The 19,036-nt window shown below is 64.9% G+C and carries 16 protein-coding genes; 5 read left to right on the top strand and 11 right to left on the bottom strand.

Annotated features, from left to right (window positions below; translation table 11 throughout):
* The first annotated feature begins 41 nt into the window (after positions 1-41).
* Positions 42-707, top strand: a complete 666-nt coding sequence (locus tag T331_RS20020; protein ID WP_155992731.1) for a hypothetical protein — start codon at positions 42-44, stop codon at positions 705-707.
* Between the two features lie 49 nt (positions 708-756).
* On the opposite strand, the gene T331_RS0114600 is transcribed toward T331_RS20020, so the two are convergent.
* The 9 genes from T331_RS0114600 to T331_RS0114560 form a co-directional block, all read right to left on the bottom strand.
* Positions 757-1,467 (bottom strand): PP2C family protein-serine/threonine phosphatase, encoded by a 711-nt coding sequence (locus tag T331_RS0114600; RefSeq protein ID WP_008493931.1) that lies wholly within the window; start codon positions 1,465-1,467, stop codon positions 757-759.
* Positions 1,467-2,054, bottom strand: coding sequence for a type VI secretion system-associated protein TagF (tagF, locus tag T331_RS18510; protein ID WP_081822273.1), 588 nt, complete (start codon positions 2,052-2,054; stop codon positions 1,467-1,469). The genes T331_RS0114600 and tagF overlap by 1 nt, the downstream gene beginning before the upstream one ends.
* Positions 2,051-5,566: a type VI secretion system membrane subunit TssM gene (tssM, locus tag T331_RS0114590; RefSeq protein WP_026440560.1), complete on the bottom strand. Its 3,516-nt coding sequence runs from the start codon at positions 5,564-5,566 to the stop codon at positions 2,051-2,053. The genes tagF and tssM overlap by 4 nt, the downstream gene beginning before the upstream one ends.
* Before the next feature lie 7 nt (positions 5,567-5,573).
* Positions 5,574-6,959, bottom strand: a complete 1,386-nt coding sequence (gene icmH / locus T331_RS0114585) for a type IVB secretion system protein IcmH/DotU (RefSeq protein WP_026440559.1) — start codon at positions 6,957-6,959, stop codon at positions 5,574-5,576.
* Between the two features lie 28 nt (positions 6,960-6,987).
* Complete coding sequence (tssK, locus tag T331_RS0114580; RefSeq protein ID WP_026440558.1) at positions 6,988-8,319, bottom strand: type VI secretion system baseplate subunit TssK; 1,332 nt, start codon at positions 8,317-8,319, stop codon at positions 6,988-6,990.
* 75 nt (positions 8,320-8,394) lie between these two features.
* Complete coding sequence (tssJ, locus tag T331_RS0114575) at positions 8,395-8,844, bottom strand: type VI secretion system lipoprotein TssJ (RefSeq protein WP_008493924.1); 450 nt, start codon at positions 8,842-8,844, stop codon at positions 8,395-8,397.
* A complete protein-coding gene (gene tagH, locus T331_RS0114570; protein ID WP_026440557.1) occupies positions 8,841-10,391 on the bottom strand; it encodes a type VI secretion system-associated FHA domain protein TagH in 1,551 nt (516 codons plus the stop codon). The genes tssJ and tagH overlap by 4 nt, the downstream gene beginning before the upstream one ends.
* The gene (locus T331_RS0114565; RefSeq protein WP_026440556.1) at positions 10,388-10,981 is read right to left on the bottom strand and encodes a DUF6931 family protein; all 594 of its coding nucleotides are present in this window, start codon (positions 10,979-10,981) and stop codon (positions 10,388-10,390) included. The genes tagH and T331_RS0114565 overlap by 4 nt, the downstream gene beginning before the upstream one ends.
* 19 nt (positions 10,982-11,000) lie before the next feature.
* Positions 11,001-12,938 (bottom strand): type VI secretion system Vgr family protein, encoded by a 1,938-nt coding sequence (locus T331_RS0114560; RefSeq protein ID WP_162173910.1) that lies wholly within the window; start codon positions 12,936-12,938, stop codon positions 11,001-11,003.
* A gap of 370 nt (positions 12,939-13,308) precedes the next feature.
* Between T331_RS0114560 and T331_RS0114555 the strand changes: the two genes are divergently transcribed.
* Positions 13,309-14,250: an EamA family transporter gene (locus T331_RS0114555; RefSeq protein WP_244876969.1), complete on the top strand. Its 942-nt coding sequence runs from the start codon at positions 13,309-13,311 to the stop codon at positions 14,248-14,250.
* Positions 14,251-14,286: 36 nt separating this feature from the next.
* On the opposite strand, the gene T331_RS0114550 is transcribed toward T331_RS0114555, so the two are convergent.
* Positions 14,287-15,450 (bottom strand): alpha/beta fold hydrolase, encoded by a 1,164-nt coding sequence (locus T331_RS0114550; RefSeq protein WP_026440553.1) that lies wholly within the window; start codon positions 15,448-15,450, stop codon positions 14,287-14,289.
* A gap of 110 nt (positions 15,451-15,560) precedes the next feature.
* Between T331_RS0114550 and T331_RS0114545 the strand changes: the two genes are divergently transcribed.
* Complete coding sequence (locus tag T331_RS0114545; protein WP_026440552.1) at positions 15,561-16,463, top strand: LysR family transcriptional regulator; 903 nt, start codon at positions 15,561-15,563, stop codon at positions 16,461-16,463.
* A gap of 33 nt (positions 16,464-16,496) precedes the next feature.
* Here T331_RS0114545 and T331_RS0114540 read toward each other — a convergent pair whose 3' ends face one another.
* Positions 16,497-17,447, bottom strand: coding sequence for an aldo/keto reductase (locus T331_RS0114540; protein WP_244876968.1), 951 nt, complete (start codon positions 17,445-17,447; stop codon positions 16,497-16,499).
* Between the two features lie 170 nt (positions 17,448-17,617).
* On the opposite strand from T331_RS0114540, the gene T331_RS0114535 reads away from it, so the two are divergent.
* Positions 17,618-18,517: an AraC family transcriptional regulator gene (locus T331_RS0114535; protein WP_026440550.1), complete on the top strand. Its 900-nt coding sequence runs from the start codon at positions 17,618-17,620 to the stop codon at positions 18,515-18,517.
* Positions 18,518-18,767: 250 nt separating this feature from the next.
* Positions 18,768-19,036: IS5 family transposase (locus T331_RS0114530; protein WP_026440574.1), on the top strand; the 269-nt coding region annotated here is incomplete at its 3' end.

Here is a 19,036-nt window from a genome sequence, read left to right as displayed (position 1 = left end):
TCAGCACTGGCCCCACCGCGCTGCGAGCGAAGGAGGCAATCTTGGCTACTGCTCTCGAAACGGCAAAGCTCGAAGTTTCCGCATTCTTCAGCGCCATTGCTCGCGTTAAGACGTTCCGTCCCACGAAATATAATCGCAACGGCGCCACATATACGGTGTATGAAGATTTGGGCGACGGTAATGCCGGCCAAAAAAAGCTGGCCGTTCACCAAGCTGTTTCATTGATCACCTCAAAAGGCTTCTCTCTACCCACCGACACACGTTTCTACGTTACGAATACTTACGAAGCACAGAACCGCGCTTTTCATTTTGATCCGCTTGGACGGCCGGTTTGCTGGGTTACCCTCGGCATGGCGGCGACGAAAGGTGGTAGTGGAAGCGGAATCTCCGCTCAACCCACGAACAACTTTGCGCCGGAGACCAAAGTCACCATCCACGAAATCGGGCATACCCTGCACGCTCATAACGTTGGAGTCGAACAGTTTTTTAAGCCTTCTACGAAGGATCGTTGGAAAGGCTGCGCTGTATGCGCTGGTGAGGTTAGCCAATATGCGGCGGGAACAAAGAAAGAGTTTGTAGCGGAAGTGTTCTTAGGGACAATGATCGGCCGCAATTATTCCAATAAATGCAAACAAGAATATGCACTACTTGGAGGGCCCCGCATTTTGGCCAGCTCAAGCTCATCCGGTTTTATGGCAATGAGTTGAATTGAGCGCAAATATAGGTGACGCTCATTTCGGTACTTTTTCCAACACCCTAAACCTCCACCACCACCGCCGTTACATTATCATTCACCCGGTGCGCCAGGGCAGCGGCAATCAGCAGTTCCGTCGGCGGCACGCCTTCCGGGGCGCCGAGCAGGCTTTGGAGTTCCGGCTCGCTGAGGGTTTTGCTCAAGCCGTCGCTGCAGAGCAGGAAGCGGTCGCCGGGCTGGATCTGGCCGATCACCTTGTCCAGCTCCAGCACCTCGTCATCCGCCCCCACCGCACGGGTGATGATATTGGCGTGCGGGTGTTTCTCCGCATCTTCCGGGCGCAGCGTGCCGGCCTCCACCAGCTCCTGCACCAGCGAATGGTCGCGGGTGATCTGTTGCAGCACGCCACCGCGCAGCAGATAGGCGCGGGAATCACCGGCCCAGAGGCAGGCGAAATGGCGATCGCGGATCATCAGCCCGACAAAGGTCGAGGCGATCATCACATCGCCGCCGCGCCGGGCGGCTTCCGCGCGCAAAGCATCATGCACCTGGGTGATGGTGACGCGAATGCCCGAGAGCAGCTCGCTCGCACTCAGGTCAGCGGGCAGGCGGGAGAGCGCCTCGACGATCATGCCCGAGGCGACCTCACCCGAGGCATGGCCGCCGGCACCATCTGCCACCACCCAGAGCCCCAGCTCCGGCCGGGCGAGCAGATTATCCTCGTTATGTTTGCGAACCGCGCCGACATCCGTCTGCGCCCAGGAACGTGGCATCAATTGAGCCCCTCCGCGGGCTGAGGATCATGGGGCTGAAGATCGCGCAGCATGGCGCCGGCATGGGTCGCGGCGGGCAACAGCCCCGGCATTTCGAAACGGCAAGGCCGCACCAGCGGGCTGCCTTCGGTCCACCAGCCAATCGGCGGCAGGGCTACGTCTTCCACCGGCGCGGCCAGGCCAGCGGCGATCGCTTCGTGCGGCTTATCGTCAACCACCCCGGCCAGCCCTTCGGCTTGCGCCAGCGCCAGCCAGGCGCCGCCTTGCCCCAATGCGGCCGGATCATCCGCCAGCGCGGCCAGAATGAAGGGGTAATGCCGCCCGGCCTTGTCCATGCTCGGCAGCCACACCCCCAGCATCGCCCGCGCCCCGCAGGCGCCGTTAGGGAGGAAGAAATACCAGATCGGCGCGCTCATCCAGGCCGGCTCCCAGGCCGCGCCGAGATCGGCACGCGATTGGGTCAGGCAGTCCCGGCACCAGAGATCGAGCGGCTCGACCGCATCTTCCGGCAGCCCGGCGCGCAGGAAATCCCCGCGCGCCGGCAGCTTGCCGAAAAACCCGGTCAGAGCGGGTTGGAACATGCTCATCCCTGCAGGCTGGGGCAGCGGAAATCCGCCAGCATGCCGGGAGCGAAGGGGTTGAGCACGGAGTTGGCGCCGATGCTGTAGCTCACACTATGCCCGCCGGCGGAAAAGGTGAGCGTGTACTGGTCCGACGATCCGGCCTGGGCCAGCGTGCCCTGGCTGAACAGATGGAACAACGCCCAGGGGCCGGAGGCATCCAGCTCCACCGGGTTGCCGCCGCCGACCGGGGTGATGATCAGCCGCGCCGTCTGCATGCCATCGGCACCGGGCCAGGAGATCATCGTCGGCACTTGCGGGCCATGGGCGTAGGAGACATTCACCGCCCCCAGCTGCAGCACCGCCTGCGCCGCGCCGGCATCGAGCGCGGTCGGGCTGAGGCTGAACTGCACGGACGGGGTGGCGCCGGCGGCGAAAAAGAGCTGCTTGATCGTCTCCGCGCGCTGGAACTCCGCCAGGGCGCCCTGGCTGATCGGCGGGGTGACGCCATTCACCGCCTGCACCCGCCAGGTCCGGCCGGACATGTCGACGAAAGGCTGCACCTGCTGGGTGAAGAAGCTGTCCAGTAGCCCGTTGGGGGCGAAGAGATGCGCGAAATCACCCAACGGGATGTCCGAGGAGGAGGCGGGCACGAACGGGTAGCGCCCGGCCACCGCCTGCTGGCAGAGCTGGCCCGGCCCGGCGGCCCCGTTGAACGCCGCCGCCGCCGCCTTGGCCGCACTGCCGCCGCGCAGACCATTGGCATTGACCACCAGCGCCTGCAGCCAGCGCGAAACGGGCTGCGGGTCGGTTGCCGCCTCACCTTGCAGCAGGCTGGCCGGGTCGCCGCCCGCCGCCGGGGCCGCCGGGGCGGTGCCGGGCGCGGCGGCGGCCAATGCCGCCAATTGCTGTTGCAGCCCGTTGATGAGGTTGAGCGTGAGGCTCATCGGCGAGCCGGCGCCGCCCCCGACATAATTGATCAGCGGCGCGTAGTAATTATCCACCTCGGACCCAAGGGCGGGACCGCCGCTGGCCGTGGCCGCGCCCATCAGCCCTTGCAGCGCCGTGGCATCCGCATTCAACGCCGCCGCACCGGGGATCTTCGAGGTCGCGGCCGGCTTCGGCGGTTCGACGCCCTTGGAGAGCTGCAACTGCGTGGTGATGCTGGCCAGCAGACGCTGCATCGGCGATTGCGGGGAGCCGAGGATGTAGAGCGTCTGCACCGCCTGGCCGATATTGGTGGCCGGCTTCAGGTTCAGATCGCCCAGCATCGCGTTCCATTGCGCCTCGTAATCGGCCTCGTAGAGCTTGATGACGTTCTGCTCCAGATTCTGCATGTCCGGACTGGACGGATCGACCTGCTGGCCGGGCCCGAGCACCCAGCTCTCATCCGCGACATCCTTGGTGGCGTGGGTGAGGGCCGGCAGCAGCACCAGCTGGAAGCCTTTCAGCGTGTAGAAACCGGGCACGCCCTCGGTGAGCGGCTTGCCGGAGGCGCGGGTGAAGAGCGGCACGCCGGCCGCCCCCATCGCCGTCGCCGGCACCCAGGCGGGCACGGCGGCGGCGGCCTGAGAGTCGCGGATGCGCGAATAGACGCGCTCCGCCACCGAGACCCGGCTGAAGGTGGCGCGGGCGGCTTCCACCAGCGCGCCATCCAACGGCACCTGCGGCAGCGGGGCGTTCAGCATCACCACCAGATGCTGCATCAGATCCTCGCGCGCATCCTGGTTGGCGATGCCTGGATAAAGGCGCTGCCAATCCAGCTTCATCCAGGCTTCGACGAGGTTTTTGTCCATCGGCCCCTGCCCGCCCAGCATCAGATAGACGCGTGTGGCTTGGTAGAGGAATTCCGGCTTGTCGAAGCCGCCGCGCATTTCCGCTTCCAGCTGCAGGATCAGCCGCGGCAGCAGGATGTTATCCAGCGCGTTGGTGTAGAGCGTGTTGGCGCCGGCGCTGAGCTTGGGCGCCTGATTCAGCCCCAGCCCCATCGCGCCGTGATCCGTCGTGTCGCCAGCGCCGAAGGGCATGGCGCGGGCGGCATCCAGCAAGGGCAGCACGGTTTGCAGGTTGGAATCCTGAACCGGATCGAGCTGCAGGCTCTTGGCCGCCTGCTGGTAATTGGCCACCGCCTGGTCGCTGGCGGCAATCGCCGCCTGGTTATGGGCGCGGCTGAGCAGGAACCCGCCGAGCAGCCCCAGAAACACGATGCCAACAGCGCCATAGCCCGCCGCTTGCAGCAGGAGGCGCCGGCGGCGCTGGGCCGGATTCTGCCCGGCCAGCATCGCCTCGCCGAAAATCACCTGCTGCAGCAGGCGGGAGAGGAAATAGCTGCGGCCGGAGGCGGCGCGCAGCGAGGGGGCGCGGCGCTGATCGATGCCGAAGGCGCGGGTGAGCGCGCCGGTCAGCCGGTCGATCGGCGTGCCTTCCTGGGTGCCGGAGGTGAAATAGACACCGCGCAGATAGGGGGCGGGGTCCAAAGCCGAGCCGCCAAAGGCCTCGGCCAGGAACTCGTTCAGCGGAGCTTCCAGGCTCGCCACCTGGGTGGGGAAGCCGGCGATGAGGGCGCGGCGCTCCGGGCTGCGCTCGCGCTGCAGCAGATCGATCAGCCGTTCATCCAGGCGCTGCACCAGCAGCTTGAACTCGGCATCGAACTGCGCCACCGCATTGGTGTTTTGTGCCGGGAAGGTGGTGCCCCAGACCTGGGCGCGCTTTTCCTGGTCGAGATCGTCGAAAAACTCGGTGAAGCCGGCGAGCAGATCCGCCTTGGTCAGCAGCGCATAGACCGGCAGCTTCAAATCCAGCCGGGCGGTGAGTTCCTTGATGCGGCTGCGGATGGCGCGGGCATGGGCCAGGCGCTCCTCACGCGGCGCGGCGGCGATGTCGGCCAGCGAGATCGCCACCACCACGCCGTTCAGCGCCTGGCGCTGGCGGGTGCGCTTGAGCAGGTCGAGGAAGCCCTCCCAACCGGCTTTGTCGGTGGCAGCGTTGGAATCCTGGGTGGTGTAGCGCCCGGCGGTGTCGATCAGCACCGCCTGCTCGGTGAACCACCAGTCGCAAAGCCGGGTGCCGCCGACACCGGCCACCGCCCCCTGCCCCAACTCCGCCGCCAGCGGGAATTTCAGCCCGGCATTCAGAAGTGCTGTGGTCTTGCCGGCCCCTGGCGGGCCGATGATGACGTACCAGGGTTGCTCATAGAGATAGCCGCGCGAGCCGCTGGCCTTGCGCAGCAAGGCGAGGGATTTTTTCAGCTTCTCGCTCAGCGCCGCCAGCTCTTCCGCCGCCGCCTTGTCCTGCGTGGCCGCCCCGGCATCCGCGACCCCGGCGGCCAAAGCCGCGTCACGTGTCTTGCGCCGCCGGTCCAGGAGCAGATTGGCGCCGAGCCAGACCAGCAGAATGACCAGAATGATGACCAGCCGGACGATGAGGCCGGCTAAAGCGTGAATGAAGGGCGCGAAGAACCACACCAGAGCCGCCAGCACCAAGGCGGCGACGAAGCTCAAAACCCAGCGCGACGCCAGAAAGCCGAGAATTTTTTTCATGGCGATGTCAGTTTCCCGAAGGGTGGTTCAGCACGATTTCGATGCGCCGGTTCTGCGCGCGCCCCGCCGCGCTGGCGTTGCTGGCGACAGGGTCGGAATCGCCCATGCCTTTCGCGGTGATCCGGCTCTGGTCGCCGATGGTCTGGTCCAAAATCGCCGCCGCCGCCTGCGCGCGCGATTGCGAGAGCACGAAGTTGGAGGGGAATTGCAGCGTGTGGATCGGCTGGTTGTCGGTATAGCCGGTGACGACGACCGTGCCGGTTTCCTTTGCCAGCGCCTGGCCGATTTTCCGCAGCAGCGGCACATCGGTATCTTCCACCGTGGCGCTGCCGGAGCCGAACAGGCCCTGATTGTTGATGCGCACGATCGGCTGATGGGTGGTGCCCAGCACGCTCACCTTGCCGGCGGCGATTTCAGGCTGCAGGAAGCCGGAGAGACGGTCCAGGATCGTCGGGCCGATGGGCGCGGGCTCGGCCGGGGCGACCACCGGCTGGGCGCGGACGATCTGCGGCATTTGCGGCAGCGGCGCGCTCACCTGCGCCTGGAAGGCGGCGTCCGACTTGCCGGAAAGCGAAAACAGGCAGCCGGCATAAACCAGCCCCAGCACACCCAGCGCCACGATAGCGACCACCCAGACCGGCACGCCGAAACGGCGCGGCTTATAGCCCGCCGCAACACCTTGCCAATGCGGGGAGAGCGCCGGATCTCCCGGCGGGTTTTGCCGGCGCAGCACCGCGTAGGTTTCCTCGCGCAGCCGGTCGATCTCGGCCGGGCCGCGCGGGGAGAGCCGGTAGCGGCCCATATAGCCAAGCGACAGGCAGAAATACATCAATTCCAGAACCGGCAGGAAATTGCCAGGATTTTGGCGGATCTGCGCCATCACGTCGAAGAAGCGCTCGCCGGAGCGGACCTCCTGATGGAAGGTGGAGACCAGCGAACGCTGCGCCCAGGCCCCCTGGCTACCCCAGGGGGTCGCCAGCACCACGTCATCCAGGCTGGCGCAGAGGGCGTAATGCGCCGGGCGCAGCTGCTCCATCGGAATATTGCGCGCCCGGGCGGTTTCCTCGAAGCGGCGGATTTCGCGCACGGCGCGCTCGCGCAGATCCCCGGAATCAGGCGCCTGCAGCGTGTTGCGCAGCCGCGCCAGCAATTGCAGCAAGGGGGCGGCGGCGGCGATCAGCGGCGCGCCGCCCATGGAGATCGTCTCCGGCGCATCCGCCGGCAAGGTGGCGGCGGGGGCGCTGTAGCCGGGGGCGGCGGGCGCGCCGCCGAAAGGGCTGTCGAACGGCGCGGGCTGGGCGGGCGGCGTTGTGGCCGGGCGCTTGCCGCCCGGGATCGGGCGGATCACGGTGCGGTCTGAATCGTCCGGCTCGGAGAACGGATTATCGCTCATCGTCTCTCTCCCTCAGCGCTTCGCGCGCTCACCCTTTGATGGCCCAAAGCTCCATGCGCAGGCCAGGAAATTCTCCGGAGACATGGATCGCGAAGCCGCCCGAGGTCTGCATCTGCTGCCAATGCGGGCTGTTGCGGTCCAGCTCGAAATAAGAGCCACCGGCATAGAACGGGATCTGCCGGGGGGCGACGGGCAGCGGGCGCACGGCGATGCCGGGCAGCGCCACATTCACCAGCTCGCGAATATGCTCCACCGCGCCGATTTTCACCTGGGCGGGGAAGAGGCGGCGCATCGTCTCGGTCGGCACATCGGCCTGCACCGTCAGCACGAAATTCGCCGCGCGCAGAATATTGCGGTCATTGATCGGGCCGACATGCACGCCGTGCCGGCGCTCCTGCAGCGGGATCGCCGTGGCGTTGGTCTCAATCACGGAGGAGAGCGCGCGGCGCAGATCCGCGATCACCGGGGCGAAGGAACGTTGCAGATCCTCATGCCGATAGCCGGGATATTTGTTCGGGCGGCGCTGCCCCTCGGTGAAGGTGGCGAATTCGGCGGCCATCTGCACATAGGCGGTATAGAGCGTCTCGGGATGGATATTCGCGGCATCGGCCCAATGCTGCAGCAAAGCCTGCCAGCGATTGAGTGCCTGCAGCAGCATGAAATCCGCCACCTCGGCGACACCGCGCGCACCCGACGCATTCACCCGCGCCGCCAGCGCCTCGCCACGCTGGTTGATCATGCCGGCGAATTCGGTGACCAGCCCGGAGAGGCCCGGCACCGCGTGGCAGGCCAGAGCGGGGGGCAGCCAGTTCTCATCCAGCGTCACACGCTTGTCGGATGAAACCTCCATGATCCGCGCGACGGGAATGCAGAGATAGCCGGCGCGGTCATCGCTATCCAGCAGGTAGCGCAGCTTCAGCCGGCCGATCAGCAATTCCGCCGCCTGCGGCGAGGCGGAATGGGTGTCGTAGGCCTCAAAACTTTGCGCCTTGTAGCGGCCCTCGGCGCTGCCATCGGCGGCGGCAATCTCCACCGCGCCGGCCTGCTGCACTGGCAGCGCCAGATGGATCAGCACGCCGCGGGTATTTTCCGGCACCTCGAACGGGGCGGGGTGGTCCGCCTCGCCGGGCAGGCTGAAGGGCGTGCCGTCCTCGAACAAGCCGGCGGCGCTGGAGAGGGCGAAACGCCCGGTGCCGAGCAGATCGCGGTCCAGCATCATCTGGGTCAGGCCCCAGCCATGCGACCGCAGCGCCGCGACACGGCCGCGCAACGTTGCTTCCAACCAGCGATCCTGCTGCTGGAAATGCTGGGAGCGGAGGAACATGCCCTCCTGCCAGATGACGCGGTTGGTCCAGCTCACGAAGCGGCTCGCATAATCTTCAAATCTCCCAAACACCGCACCCGGAGGCGCCGCGCCATTATTACGGCTTGCGCATCATCCGCCAAGGGATGCGGTCAGCCCGTTTATATGCAGTGTCAGCACGGTTGGCCCATGCGCGGCAACCGGGGCGGTGAGTTTCCAGGTGGAATGATTGATGTCCCGGAACAGCACCGCGACGCCGAGCGTGGTCGTCCCCGGCGTCAGATTGATCGTTTCCGTCAGCTTCTGGCCGGGTGAAACGATATATTGCGCGGAACCGCCCAGCGCCTCCGTCCCCAGCGCCGCAGTTTCATTGCCGGTGAGGGTATAGACATCCGCCGCCTGGAACTTGCCGCTGGCGGCGAGCTGATAGACCCGCACCGCCACCGCCGTGCCCTGACCGGCGGGATCGGGATTCTGCCCGGCGGATCCTGCGATATTCAGCGTCAGCACCGGCGGCGGGGGCGGCGGCGCGGCGCAGCCGGCGAGCACCAGGCAGGCGGCGAGGAAAGCCGAACGTTTCATGACATCTCTCCTGGTCCGGGGTCGCGGGCCGAAACCTCCCGCAAGGCGGTTTCATAGGCGCGGGCGAAGGATTTGCCGAACACGCTGTCGAAATCATCAGCCAGCGCGCGGGTGATGGTTTCGTGAAGTTTCTCATAGGCCTCGAAGGCACGGGCCTTTTTCTGCGCCGGCAGCAACGCCATGCCGCCTTCCACCTGCAATTTCGCCGGGTCGAGCTGGGCCAGCAAGGCGCGCACCGCATCCTGCATCGCCGCCATGGTGGCCAGCTCATGCAGGCGCATATCGCGCAGCGCATCGTTCACCGCCGCATCCGGGCCCATATCCACCCGCCGGCCGAGGCCCAGTAGGGCGGTCAGCGCGTCATCGTCATCGGCGGAGAATTTCAGCGGGTTGTTGCCACGGGCGCGGATCATCGTCTGCTCGATGCGGAATTCGCCCTTGATGGTGGCGCGCGCGATCAAAGCCTGGCGGATGCCTGAGACGACAGCCCGGAAGGTGGCGCCCAGCGCCTGCATCAGCGCCTCGGGGTTGGCTGGAGTGCTACCCTCCAGCCCGGCGCCGCGCAGGAAGGCCGCCATCAACGCGTCACCACCCGGCGCGGGCGCCTGGGCCGTGACAGGCGAGGTCGGCATCGGCGCCGCCGCGCGGGGGGGCTCCGGCAGCGCGGCTGGCGCAGCTTGTGGCGGGCGATGATCCGCCGGCTCGGCAAAAGGGTTGGCGGCCTCAGGCGCCGGGCGCGGTGGCAGCGGCGGCGGCATGGAAGGCGGCGCGGCAGGGGGCGTTGCCTCGAACGGGGACGGGGTGGACGCCCAGGACTCCGGCACCGGCGCCTGGGGCGGCGGCGTGAAGGCCGGAGGTGCCGCCGGCCGGGCTGGCTGCTGGCCGGGCAGCGGCGAGAGGTCCCAATCATCATCCTCCGGCAGCATCTGCCGGGCGGCGGGCGGGCGGAAGGCGTCGCTGAAGGAGGGGGTATGGTCCGGCTGGGTCGGTGCGCCGAGGAAATCGCTCTCCGGCCCGGCCAGCGGGTCGAACCGGTCGGGCATCTGCACCGACGGGGGCTGCGGCGGGCCGCCAAAGAGCGGGTCATTCGGGCCGAAGGCGGCGCTGGTGAAGCTGTTGGCGGGCGGCGGTGGTGGTGGCGCGAACACATCGCCACCGAACGGATCATCGAAGGGCGAGCTGGCCTTGCCGAAGCTGGACGCCCCAAAGTTGGACGCCCCGAATCCCTGCCCGTCCTCGACCCTGGCCTCGATCTCATAGGCGCCGAAACGGATCCGGTCGCCGTCGCGCAGCGCGCGGATCTGACCATTGCCGATCGGCTCGGGCTCGTGGTTCAGAAAGGTGCCGTTGGTGCTGATATCCGCGATCGCCCAGCCGCCATTGCGAAAGGCGATGACGCAATGGCGCTTGGAGAGCAGCCGGTCAGGATCCGGCATGATCCAGTCATTATCAGCCCCCCGGCCGATGCGGAATTCCCCGCCGGAGAGCTGCTTGGTCTCGGGCGGCACCGCATCCGGGCAGCGCAGAATGGAAAGGGTCAGGGTCATGGCGCCTCCGGCGGCAGGCGGCCCGGACCGCCGGCGGCGATATCGCGGGCGGATTGCAGGAACATCGCCAGGCGCTGCGGCTGCCGGGCGGCATCGCCGCGCACCGAGGCCAGGGCCAGCGCCCCCGCCACCGCAATGCCGGTGAGATGCGGCGGCGGCGTCACCGCCGGCGCCTCCGGCGGCGCCAGCGAGTCCCCGCTCCAGAACGCCGCCACCCCGGCCCAGGCCTCGGGGCTTTGAAAGCCGGCGCGCCGGGCTTCATCCATCGCCGCCCGGGCTTGCGTCATGCCCTGCTGGCGCACCCAGCCCTCGGCCTGCTCACGCGCCTTGCGGTCCGGCTCCGGCAGCGCCGCCGGGGCAGTGTGCAGGGCGCACATGCAGGCCCACCAGACCGCCTCGCGCTTGGGCAGGGCATGGGCCAGCACCCGCGTCGCCTCAATGCCGAACCCGGCCTGGGCCAGGGCGGCGACCACGGCCTCCACGCTCTCCAACCCGTCCACGCTGGCCAGCGCCGGCCCCTGCAGATCCGCGCGCTGCAGCACCACCGGCAGGGCGGCGGCGGATAATTTGCTCTGCGTCGCAGCACTCATTTTATGTGCCCTCCCCGCGTCACGAATTGATCATGGTGATGCCGCCCTTGAGCTCCAGCATCCCATCCCCGGAGACTTGCACGATCGCCCCCTTCACCGCCGTCTGCGCCTGGCCGGTGACATTCACCTGAATGCCCTTCACATCCACCTCGGAAGCGGTGAGCTTCACCGAGCTGGGGCCGACGGTGAGGGTGATCGAGCTGGTATCGATGACGATCGAGTTGCCCCCGACCTTCAGCGTGATCGACTGCCCGGCCTTATGGGTGATGGTCCCGACGCTGACATCCAGCGATTCATTGCCCTGGCTCACCGTGGTGGATTTATTGCCCTCGGAGACGGTGGTGGTGAAATCCTGCTTCACCGTGTCGGTCTTCTTGCCGTCGATCTTCACCGTCTCGTCCTTGGTGACGGTGACGTTGCGGTCGTTCTCGACCTCGATATTGAGGTCCTTCTCCGCATGCAGATACACGGCCTCGCTGCCCTTGGTATCGTCGATGGAGAATTCGCTGAAATTCGCGGTGCCGCCCTGCATGGTGGAGCGCGTGCGCAGGCCGCTCTTGTTCTTCTCGGAAGCGGCGAAAACCGGCTTGTTATTGCCGTTGAACAAGCAGCCCACCACCACCGGGCGGTTCACATCGCCTTCCAGGAAGGAGACCACCACCTCCATGCCGATGCGCGGAATATACTGGCTGCCCCAGTTATTCCCGGACCAGCCCTGCATCACCCGCACCCAGAGGGTTTTATCGGTGGTGATGTCGCCCTCATGGTCGAAGGGGAACTGCACCTGGATGCGGCCGAGATCATCCGTGTAGATTTCCTCGCCCTTCGGCCCGATGACGATGGCGCTGTACATCCCGGCCATCACCGGCGCGGCATAGGCGGGTTCGTCCTGGTAGGTCGTCTTGGAGGGGAAGGCGACGATGCTGGCGGAAATCGAGGCGCGGTGGCCGCCCTGGCCGCCGGCCTTGCTGTCCACCACATGCAGCCCGAGCGACTGGATCACATATTCCGTGCCGGCCCCCGTGGTGGGATCGTTCATCAAAGTGAATTTGCCGCCGGCGATGAAATCCGCGACCTGGCCGGAGCCGGTATAAAGCTGCGCCCCGGCTTCCGCCGCCAGCATATGGGTCTTGGCCAGGGTTTTGGCGTTGCTGGTGGCATCGCGCACCGCCGGCCAGCCATAATGGGTGCGCTGCGAAGCGGCGGAGGCCTGCAGCACCGTGCTCTCGGTGCCGGTGATCGCGCCGGGGGCGAGCGTATCCGTCACCGGATTATAATCATCCCGGCGCACGCTGCCCATCACCGTGCGGTCCATCCGGTGCCAGCTATTCAGCACACCGAACCCGCCATGGGTCTCATCGAGATAGATCTGCGGCGCGGCAATATCCGCGAAGGCGGTGTTGGCGTTGGCCAGCACCATCGTGTGGGCGCCCTCGCTATGGGTGAAGAAATAGAAAATCCCGGCATCTTCCATCAGCCGCTGGATGAAATGCAGATAGGATTCGTTGAATTGCACCACATAATCGCGGACGGGAAAGCTGCCGCTGGTCTTGTCGCTGACCGCGACGCTGAATTTGCCCAGCACATATTTGACGATGTCGAGCACCGATTGCTTCTGATAGAAGCGGCAATCCATGGTCTGGCTCAGGAACCAGAGCTTCGGCACGACGCTGATTTCATATTGCCACAGCGTGGTGGATTGCGAGGGCAATTGCCGCACCGCATTGACCAGGCCGGAGATGTAGCGGCTGGCCGCGCCGCCATCCGGCGCCGCGATGCTCACCGTCACCGCCTTGTCGAGCAGGCTGTTCGCATCCAGCAGCGCGCTGCCGGAATGCAGCTGGACAGTATATTGGAAGGGCCGGCTCAGGCGCTCGCTGCCATTGACGGCGGCGATCCCGAAGCTCGCATCCGGCAACGGCGTCGTGATCGTTAAAAAATCTAACTCTCCGCCCATGACCCACCCATCCGTTCCTGTCGTCCCGGAAACGGCGAGACCGCCTCCAGCCCGGCCGCGCGGGGCCCGGCTTGGCCCGCAATGCCTGATTCCGAACATTTCCCCAAATGTTGCACAGCCGCAAGGCTGGGCGGGGCGATGCTATCACCTTCATTATGATATCACCATGCCCGGGGGCGGGGATTTGTCGGCAGGCCGGAACGACCCGCGCGGGCGTAGGCTGGCCATCATCGCGGCCCCGCGGCGGCCAGGCATCCTGCAATTCCGTTTGCGGTGCCTGCGCCCCTGACATCAGGATCTCGCGCCGCGCGCAGGCGAGCTCTGCGCGCGGTCCCATTCCCCCTGCCCGCCGAACCTGCGCTAAATCCACATGCCGACGCGCAAAACGGCTTCAACGGGGGGATTGCGGATGCACCATACGACACTCAGCCTGCGGCATGCCCTGCTGGCCCTGGCGGTGATGGCGATCTGGGGCAGCAATTTCGTCGTCGCGCGGCTGGGGCTGGAGCAGTTTCCGCCCTTCCTCTTCGCCGGGCTGCGCTTCACCCTCGCCGCCTTGCCGCTGGTGTTTCTGCTGCCCCGCCCCAATGTAAGCTGGCGCAACCTCGCCGCCTACGGGCTGCTGATCGGCACCGGCCAGTTCGGGTTGCTGTTTCTGGCGCTGAGCGGGCATATCTCGCCCGGCCTGGCCTCGCTGGTCATCCAGGTGCAGGTGTTCATCACCATCTTCCTGGCGATGCTGCGCAATGGCGAACGGCTGCGCGGCTTTCAGATTGTCGCCTGCCTGCTGGCCATCGCCGGCATTCTGGTGATCGCGGCGCATGTGAATGGCCACACCACGCCTCTTGGCCTGGCCCTGGTGCTGATGGCGGCCAGCTGCTGGGCCAGCGGCAATATCGTCTCCCGCGAAGGACGGCCGGATAATTTTCTCGCCTACGTGGCCTGGAGCAGCCTGTTTTCGGCGCCGCCGCTGCTGGGCCTGTCCCTGCTCACCGAAGGCCCGACGGCGATGGCCCATGCCGTCAGCCACGCCACGCTGGGCGGCTGGGCGGCGCTGATCTGGCAAGCCGTCGGCAATAGCTGGTTCGGCTATGCCTGCTGGGGCATGCTGCTCGCCCGCTACCCCTCGGCCACCATTACCCCGATGGCGCTGCTGGTGCCGGTTTTTGGCATGGGCAGCGCGGTTTTATGGCTGCACGAGCCGATGCCGGCCTGGAAGCTGGGCGCGGCCCTGCTGGTCATTTGCGGCCTGGCGGTGAGCGTGTTCTATCCCCGCCTGCAGGCGGGAACGGCCCGGCGCCGGCCGCTCTGAATTCCGTATCAGCGCGCCATTTCATATGTGGGCTGGTCATGCAATCCCTAAAGGATTGGAAATCAGTAAGCGCCAATGTCCATCGGGACAGCACTCCAATATCTGCGTCGCGGTCCCTCGCTGGACGATGTCTTGTCCACCCGGTTGTGCGATACACAGCTCCCAGTCGAGCAGCAACAAGGCGGTCTTCTGATTTACAATCATCCGGCGGATGCTGTTACGCAGCTTCGGTGCCGTTGCAATGAGGTCGCCAAGGGCTTTACGCAAGGCTGTGGCGCCGTTGACGAGCGTACCGTCAGTCATGCGCATCATGGCATCCTGGCAAAAGAGCGCCATCAACCCATCCAGGTCTCCTCTACAAAATGCCTGATCAAACCTGCTGGCGAAATCTTCCGGCTGCAAGGTCAGCTTCGGCTCGCCAAGTTTCAATTCGGAAATATAAGCACGAAGCAGCCGCGCCAACGCTTCAGGCGCTTCATAAGGAATGAGATGTCCGACCCCGGCTATGATTTTGAATTTCGCGGCGGGCAATGCCGGAAGCACGATTGTCCGCAACATCTCGACGCTGTCCACCCTGTCAAATTCACCGCCCAAAACCAGAACCGGGACATTGATCGATTGCAGCTCGGCGCTGACATCCTCGGCAATGGCGCAAGCCGGCCAGAATGCTTTCGCCGCGGCGCTGCCGCTTAAGCTGTCGGCGATGATCTGCGCGCGCCATTCCGGCTTCAGCTTTGATCCAGCCAGGATGTTGTCGATCGTCCAGGAGATGGCCTCGGCACTATTATACGCCCCCGCCATGCCTTCGCGTTCGGCATCGGAAAGTATTTTGCCTTGCGCGGGCGAAGGCGCCACCAGCACCAGCCCCTCAAGCCCCGCAGGGCGGCGCGAGGCCAGCAGCTGGGCTATTTTTCCTCCCATGGAGTGGCCGACCAGGATGTAACGCCGCAACCCTAACGCTGAGATGGCGGCCTGCACGTCATCCGCCAATGTCGCGATATCATAGCCTGTATCCGGCCGGTCTGAACCGCCCCACCCCCGCAGATCCAGCGCGATGCTGCGAACCCAACCAGGCAGCGCCTCAATGACGGGCGCCCAGCTGCGCGCCGTGCCGCCGAAATAGGGAAGAAATACCAGCGCCAAATCACCATATCCCGCCGTTTCGGCGTGGAGCGTGATACCGTTCGCGGAGACCAGCATGTCGATGTCCTTTCTATGCATGAAATCTGGCCAGGACGATAAGAGTATCCCATTTAAACGATAATCCCGTTATAGTGAGCTACACTCGATAATAAGGTGATCGAATCAACATGGACCGGCTGTTAAGCCTCTCAGTTTTTGTCACGACCGTTGAGCAGGGCAGCTTGGCCGCGGCGGGGCGCGCACTTGGGGTGACGCCGGCCATGGCGGGCAAGCATGTGTCCGCCCTGGAGGCGGCGCTCGGGGTGCGGCTCCTCCACCGCACGACGCGAAAGCTGCATATGACCGAGGCTGGCGAGGATTATTACCATCGCAGCCGCAAGATTTTGGAATCCCTGGAAGACGCCGACAACGCCGCCCAGCAATTACAGGACGAGCCGCGTGGCCTGTTGCGTATCGCAGCCCCCGCCAGCTTTGGCCCGCGGCATTTGGGCGCGCCCCTGGCGGCCTTCATCGGGCAGTATCCTGGCTTAAGAATTGAGCTGAGTTTGACCGACCAGATCACCGATCTTGTCGCCGGCGGGTTTGATCTGGCGATCCGGATCGGCAGCCTTGCGGATTCAAGCCTCGTCGCGCGAAAACTCGCGCGCACAAACATGCTAGCCTGCGCCTCGCCCTCTTACATCGCCAAAAAAGGGCGCCCGCAAAACCCTGCTGATTTGCGGAATTTTGACCGCCTCGCCTTTAGCCGCGCCACCACGATTGGCGATTGGTGTTTTACCGATCATAACGGCATAACCAGCAAGATTTCCGGGACGGCAAAGATTGCCGCGGATAACATGGATATTCTTTTGAACGCCGCTCTCGCGGGAGCGGGCATTGTTTATGGGCCGGCTTTCGTCTTTTCCGAATATCTCCAGACGAACCGGCTGGAGCAGCTCTTGCCGGACTACACGACCGAAAGCCTTGATATTCATGTCGTCTATCCATCAGCATCGCTCGTCCCCGCAAAGCTGCGCCGGCTGATTGCGTTTCTCGCCGATTGGTTTGGCAAAAACGCTTCATGGATGTGAGTGCGAAGAATTCTTCTGCAGCAGGGCTGCTCATCACATTTCCTTTTCCCACCAGCCTCGTGTGTTCACTTGGGCAGCGTCGGCCACGGCCTCCAGATCTGCGATCTCCTCACCGGTAAGCGCAATGTCGCGGGCTCTGACCAGGCCCCCGACATGCTGAGGCTTGGTTACGCCAATGATCGGAACGGCCCCCTTGGCGATGGCCCAGGCGACCGCGATTTCGGCGGCCACTGCATTATGCGTCTTGCCGATGGAGGTGAGCTTATCCGTCAGCGCTTCCACCCGAGACAGCATGCCATTATAAATTTCCGCCCGCCTGCTGCCTGTTGGCAGCGGGTTCGCCGGACCATATCGGCCGGTCAAGGCGCCCTGTTCCAGCACCATGTAGGCAAAGAAGGGAATGCCGAGGGTACGAGAATGCGCCAGGATGCCGGCATGTTCGGGGTTGCGATAGAGCAGGCTGTAATGGTTCTGGATGGCTCCGACCCGGAATCCAGCCTCGCCGAGGATCTGATCGGCGCGCTTTAGATCGTCCAAACTGTGATTCGAGACGCCAACATGTTTGACCTTTCCACTCTTCAGCAAAGGAATCAGGTGCGGCGTCCACCGCATGACGTCGGCAGGATTATGAATCCAATAGAGGTCGATTATATCGGTATTCAAGCTGGCCAGGCTCTGCTCCAGCATCTCCGCCACCGGGTCGTCATCGCGTCCCGCCGCCTGCGGCGTAAACTTCGTAGAGAGCTGATAGTCGCCGCGGGGGAAGCGCTTCAAAACCTGTCCGAGACGGGTTTCCGCACGGCCCATGCCGTAGACGCGGGCAGTATCCCAGAAGGTGAATCCGCACGCATGCGCCTTCGTGACCAATTCTTCCAGACCGTCCAGCGTGAGGCTGCTGCCGAAATAGCCGTCCCCGGCCTCGCCGCTATCGCCCCAGGCCCAGGTCCCGAGCGCGACGGCGGGTGGGCTTATCTTGTCACTCATCATGCAGGCTCCAATTTATCCGCGCCCAAACGGCCGTCCCTTGGGCTATTCTCATAGTTTGAGGTGTGGTGATGCTGAGCGGTTAGCCTGATGCGCCGAGTTTCTTGCCCAATCCTCCAGAAGCCGGGCTCCGCATTGTCGCTCTCGCATGTGCATGCGATGCTCAGCCCATGGAAGCGCTGGCTGATATCGCGGCTGTCATTGCACGCCACACCTCGCAGGACGGGTTCCAGGCGACCGCGATGGAGCGTCTGACACTCGTTCGCTCTTCTACGGTGACGATGCCGATGCCGAATGTCTACCGGCCGCAACTATGTCTTGTGGCGCAGGGGCGCAAAGACGTCACGATGGGCGAGCGCCTATTCCGATATAGTCCGGGGCGCTATGGGATCGTGACCTACGATCTGCCAGCGCTCGGCCATGTGGTGGAGGCGAGACCGGACAAGCCCTATCTCTGCCTGTATCTCGATTTCGATCCGGTGATGCTGGGAAACCTGACCCTGCGTGTGCCGCTGCCGCCCGGCGCCGCTTCGGTGCCGACGGGCAAGACCGTTTCCGACGCCAGCGCGTCCCTGCTCGACGCAGCCCTCCGCCTGCTGCGCCTTTTGGACGATCCGGCCGCGCTGCCCGTGCTCGGGCCGCTTGCCGAGCAGGAAATTCTATATCGCCTGCTCGCGGGGCCAGATGGCGCGCGGATGCGCCACATCACCGCCAGCCAGGGCCGCGTGGCCGAGATTGGCCGGGCGATCGCCTGGATCGGCAAGAATTTCCGCGAACGGTTCAGCATCGAGAGGCTCGCCGCGGAAGTCGGCATGAGCCCCTCCAGTCTGCATGAGCATTTCCGCGCCGTGACGGCGATAACGCCGCTGCAATTCCAGAAGCAACTCAGGCTGCAAGATGCGCGCAGCCTGATGCTGGTCCAGGACCTGGACGTAACGACCGTCGCCTACCGCGTGGGATATGAAAGCCCGACGCAGTTCAGCCGCGAATATCGCCGCCATTTTGGAGAGCCCCCGGCCCGCGACATCGCCCGCTTGCGCGCTTCGCCGGGCCTGGCAGTGATGGTCTGAGTTCAACGTAACTATACGCCTCAAGATCTCACCAAAGTCTTCAGCCAGCATCACGGCGCCTATGAGAGCAATAGGCCAACCGACGAACAGAGCCAATTGCCCGTAAAGGCGATCCTCCGGGTTCGGAGTCTTGCGACGACTATCATTCCTACGCGCTTTTCTCGGCATTTGCTCGGCCTAGGTCGTGTCTGCATTCATAGATTCCCTTTGTTTGTGATTTCTGATTCAAGGCTTGAGGAGGGTTCTTGCCTTGAGCAGACGGACACTGACGGACGAACAATGGAACCGCATTGAGGGTCACTTGCCTGGCCGTGTTGGCACCCCTGGCCGAAGCGGGGTGGACAACCGACTTTTTGTTGATGCGATCTTATGGATGGCTGGCAATGCGGCGCGTTGGCGAGATTTGCCGGAGATGTTTGGCAAATGGACGGCGGTACATGCGCGGTTCCGGCGTTGGTCTCATGCGGGCGTTTGGGAAGCGCTATTCAAAACCCTGGCGGATACGCCGGATTTTGAATA

This window comes from Acidocella facilis ATCC 35904 (genome assembly GCF_000687875.1).
Taxonomy (GTDB): domain Bacteria; phylum Pseudomonadota; class Alphaproteobacteria; order Acetobacterales; family Acetobacteraceae; genus Acidocella; species Acidocella facilis.
The sequence above is the reverse complement of the archived record's forward strand: the minus strand, read 5'-3'. Positions and strand labels throughout refer to the sequence as shown.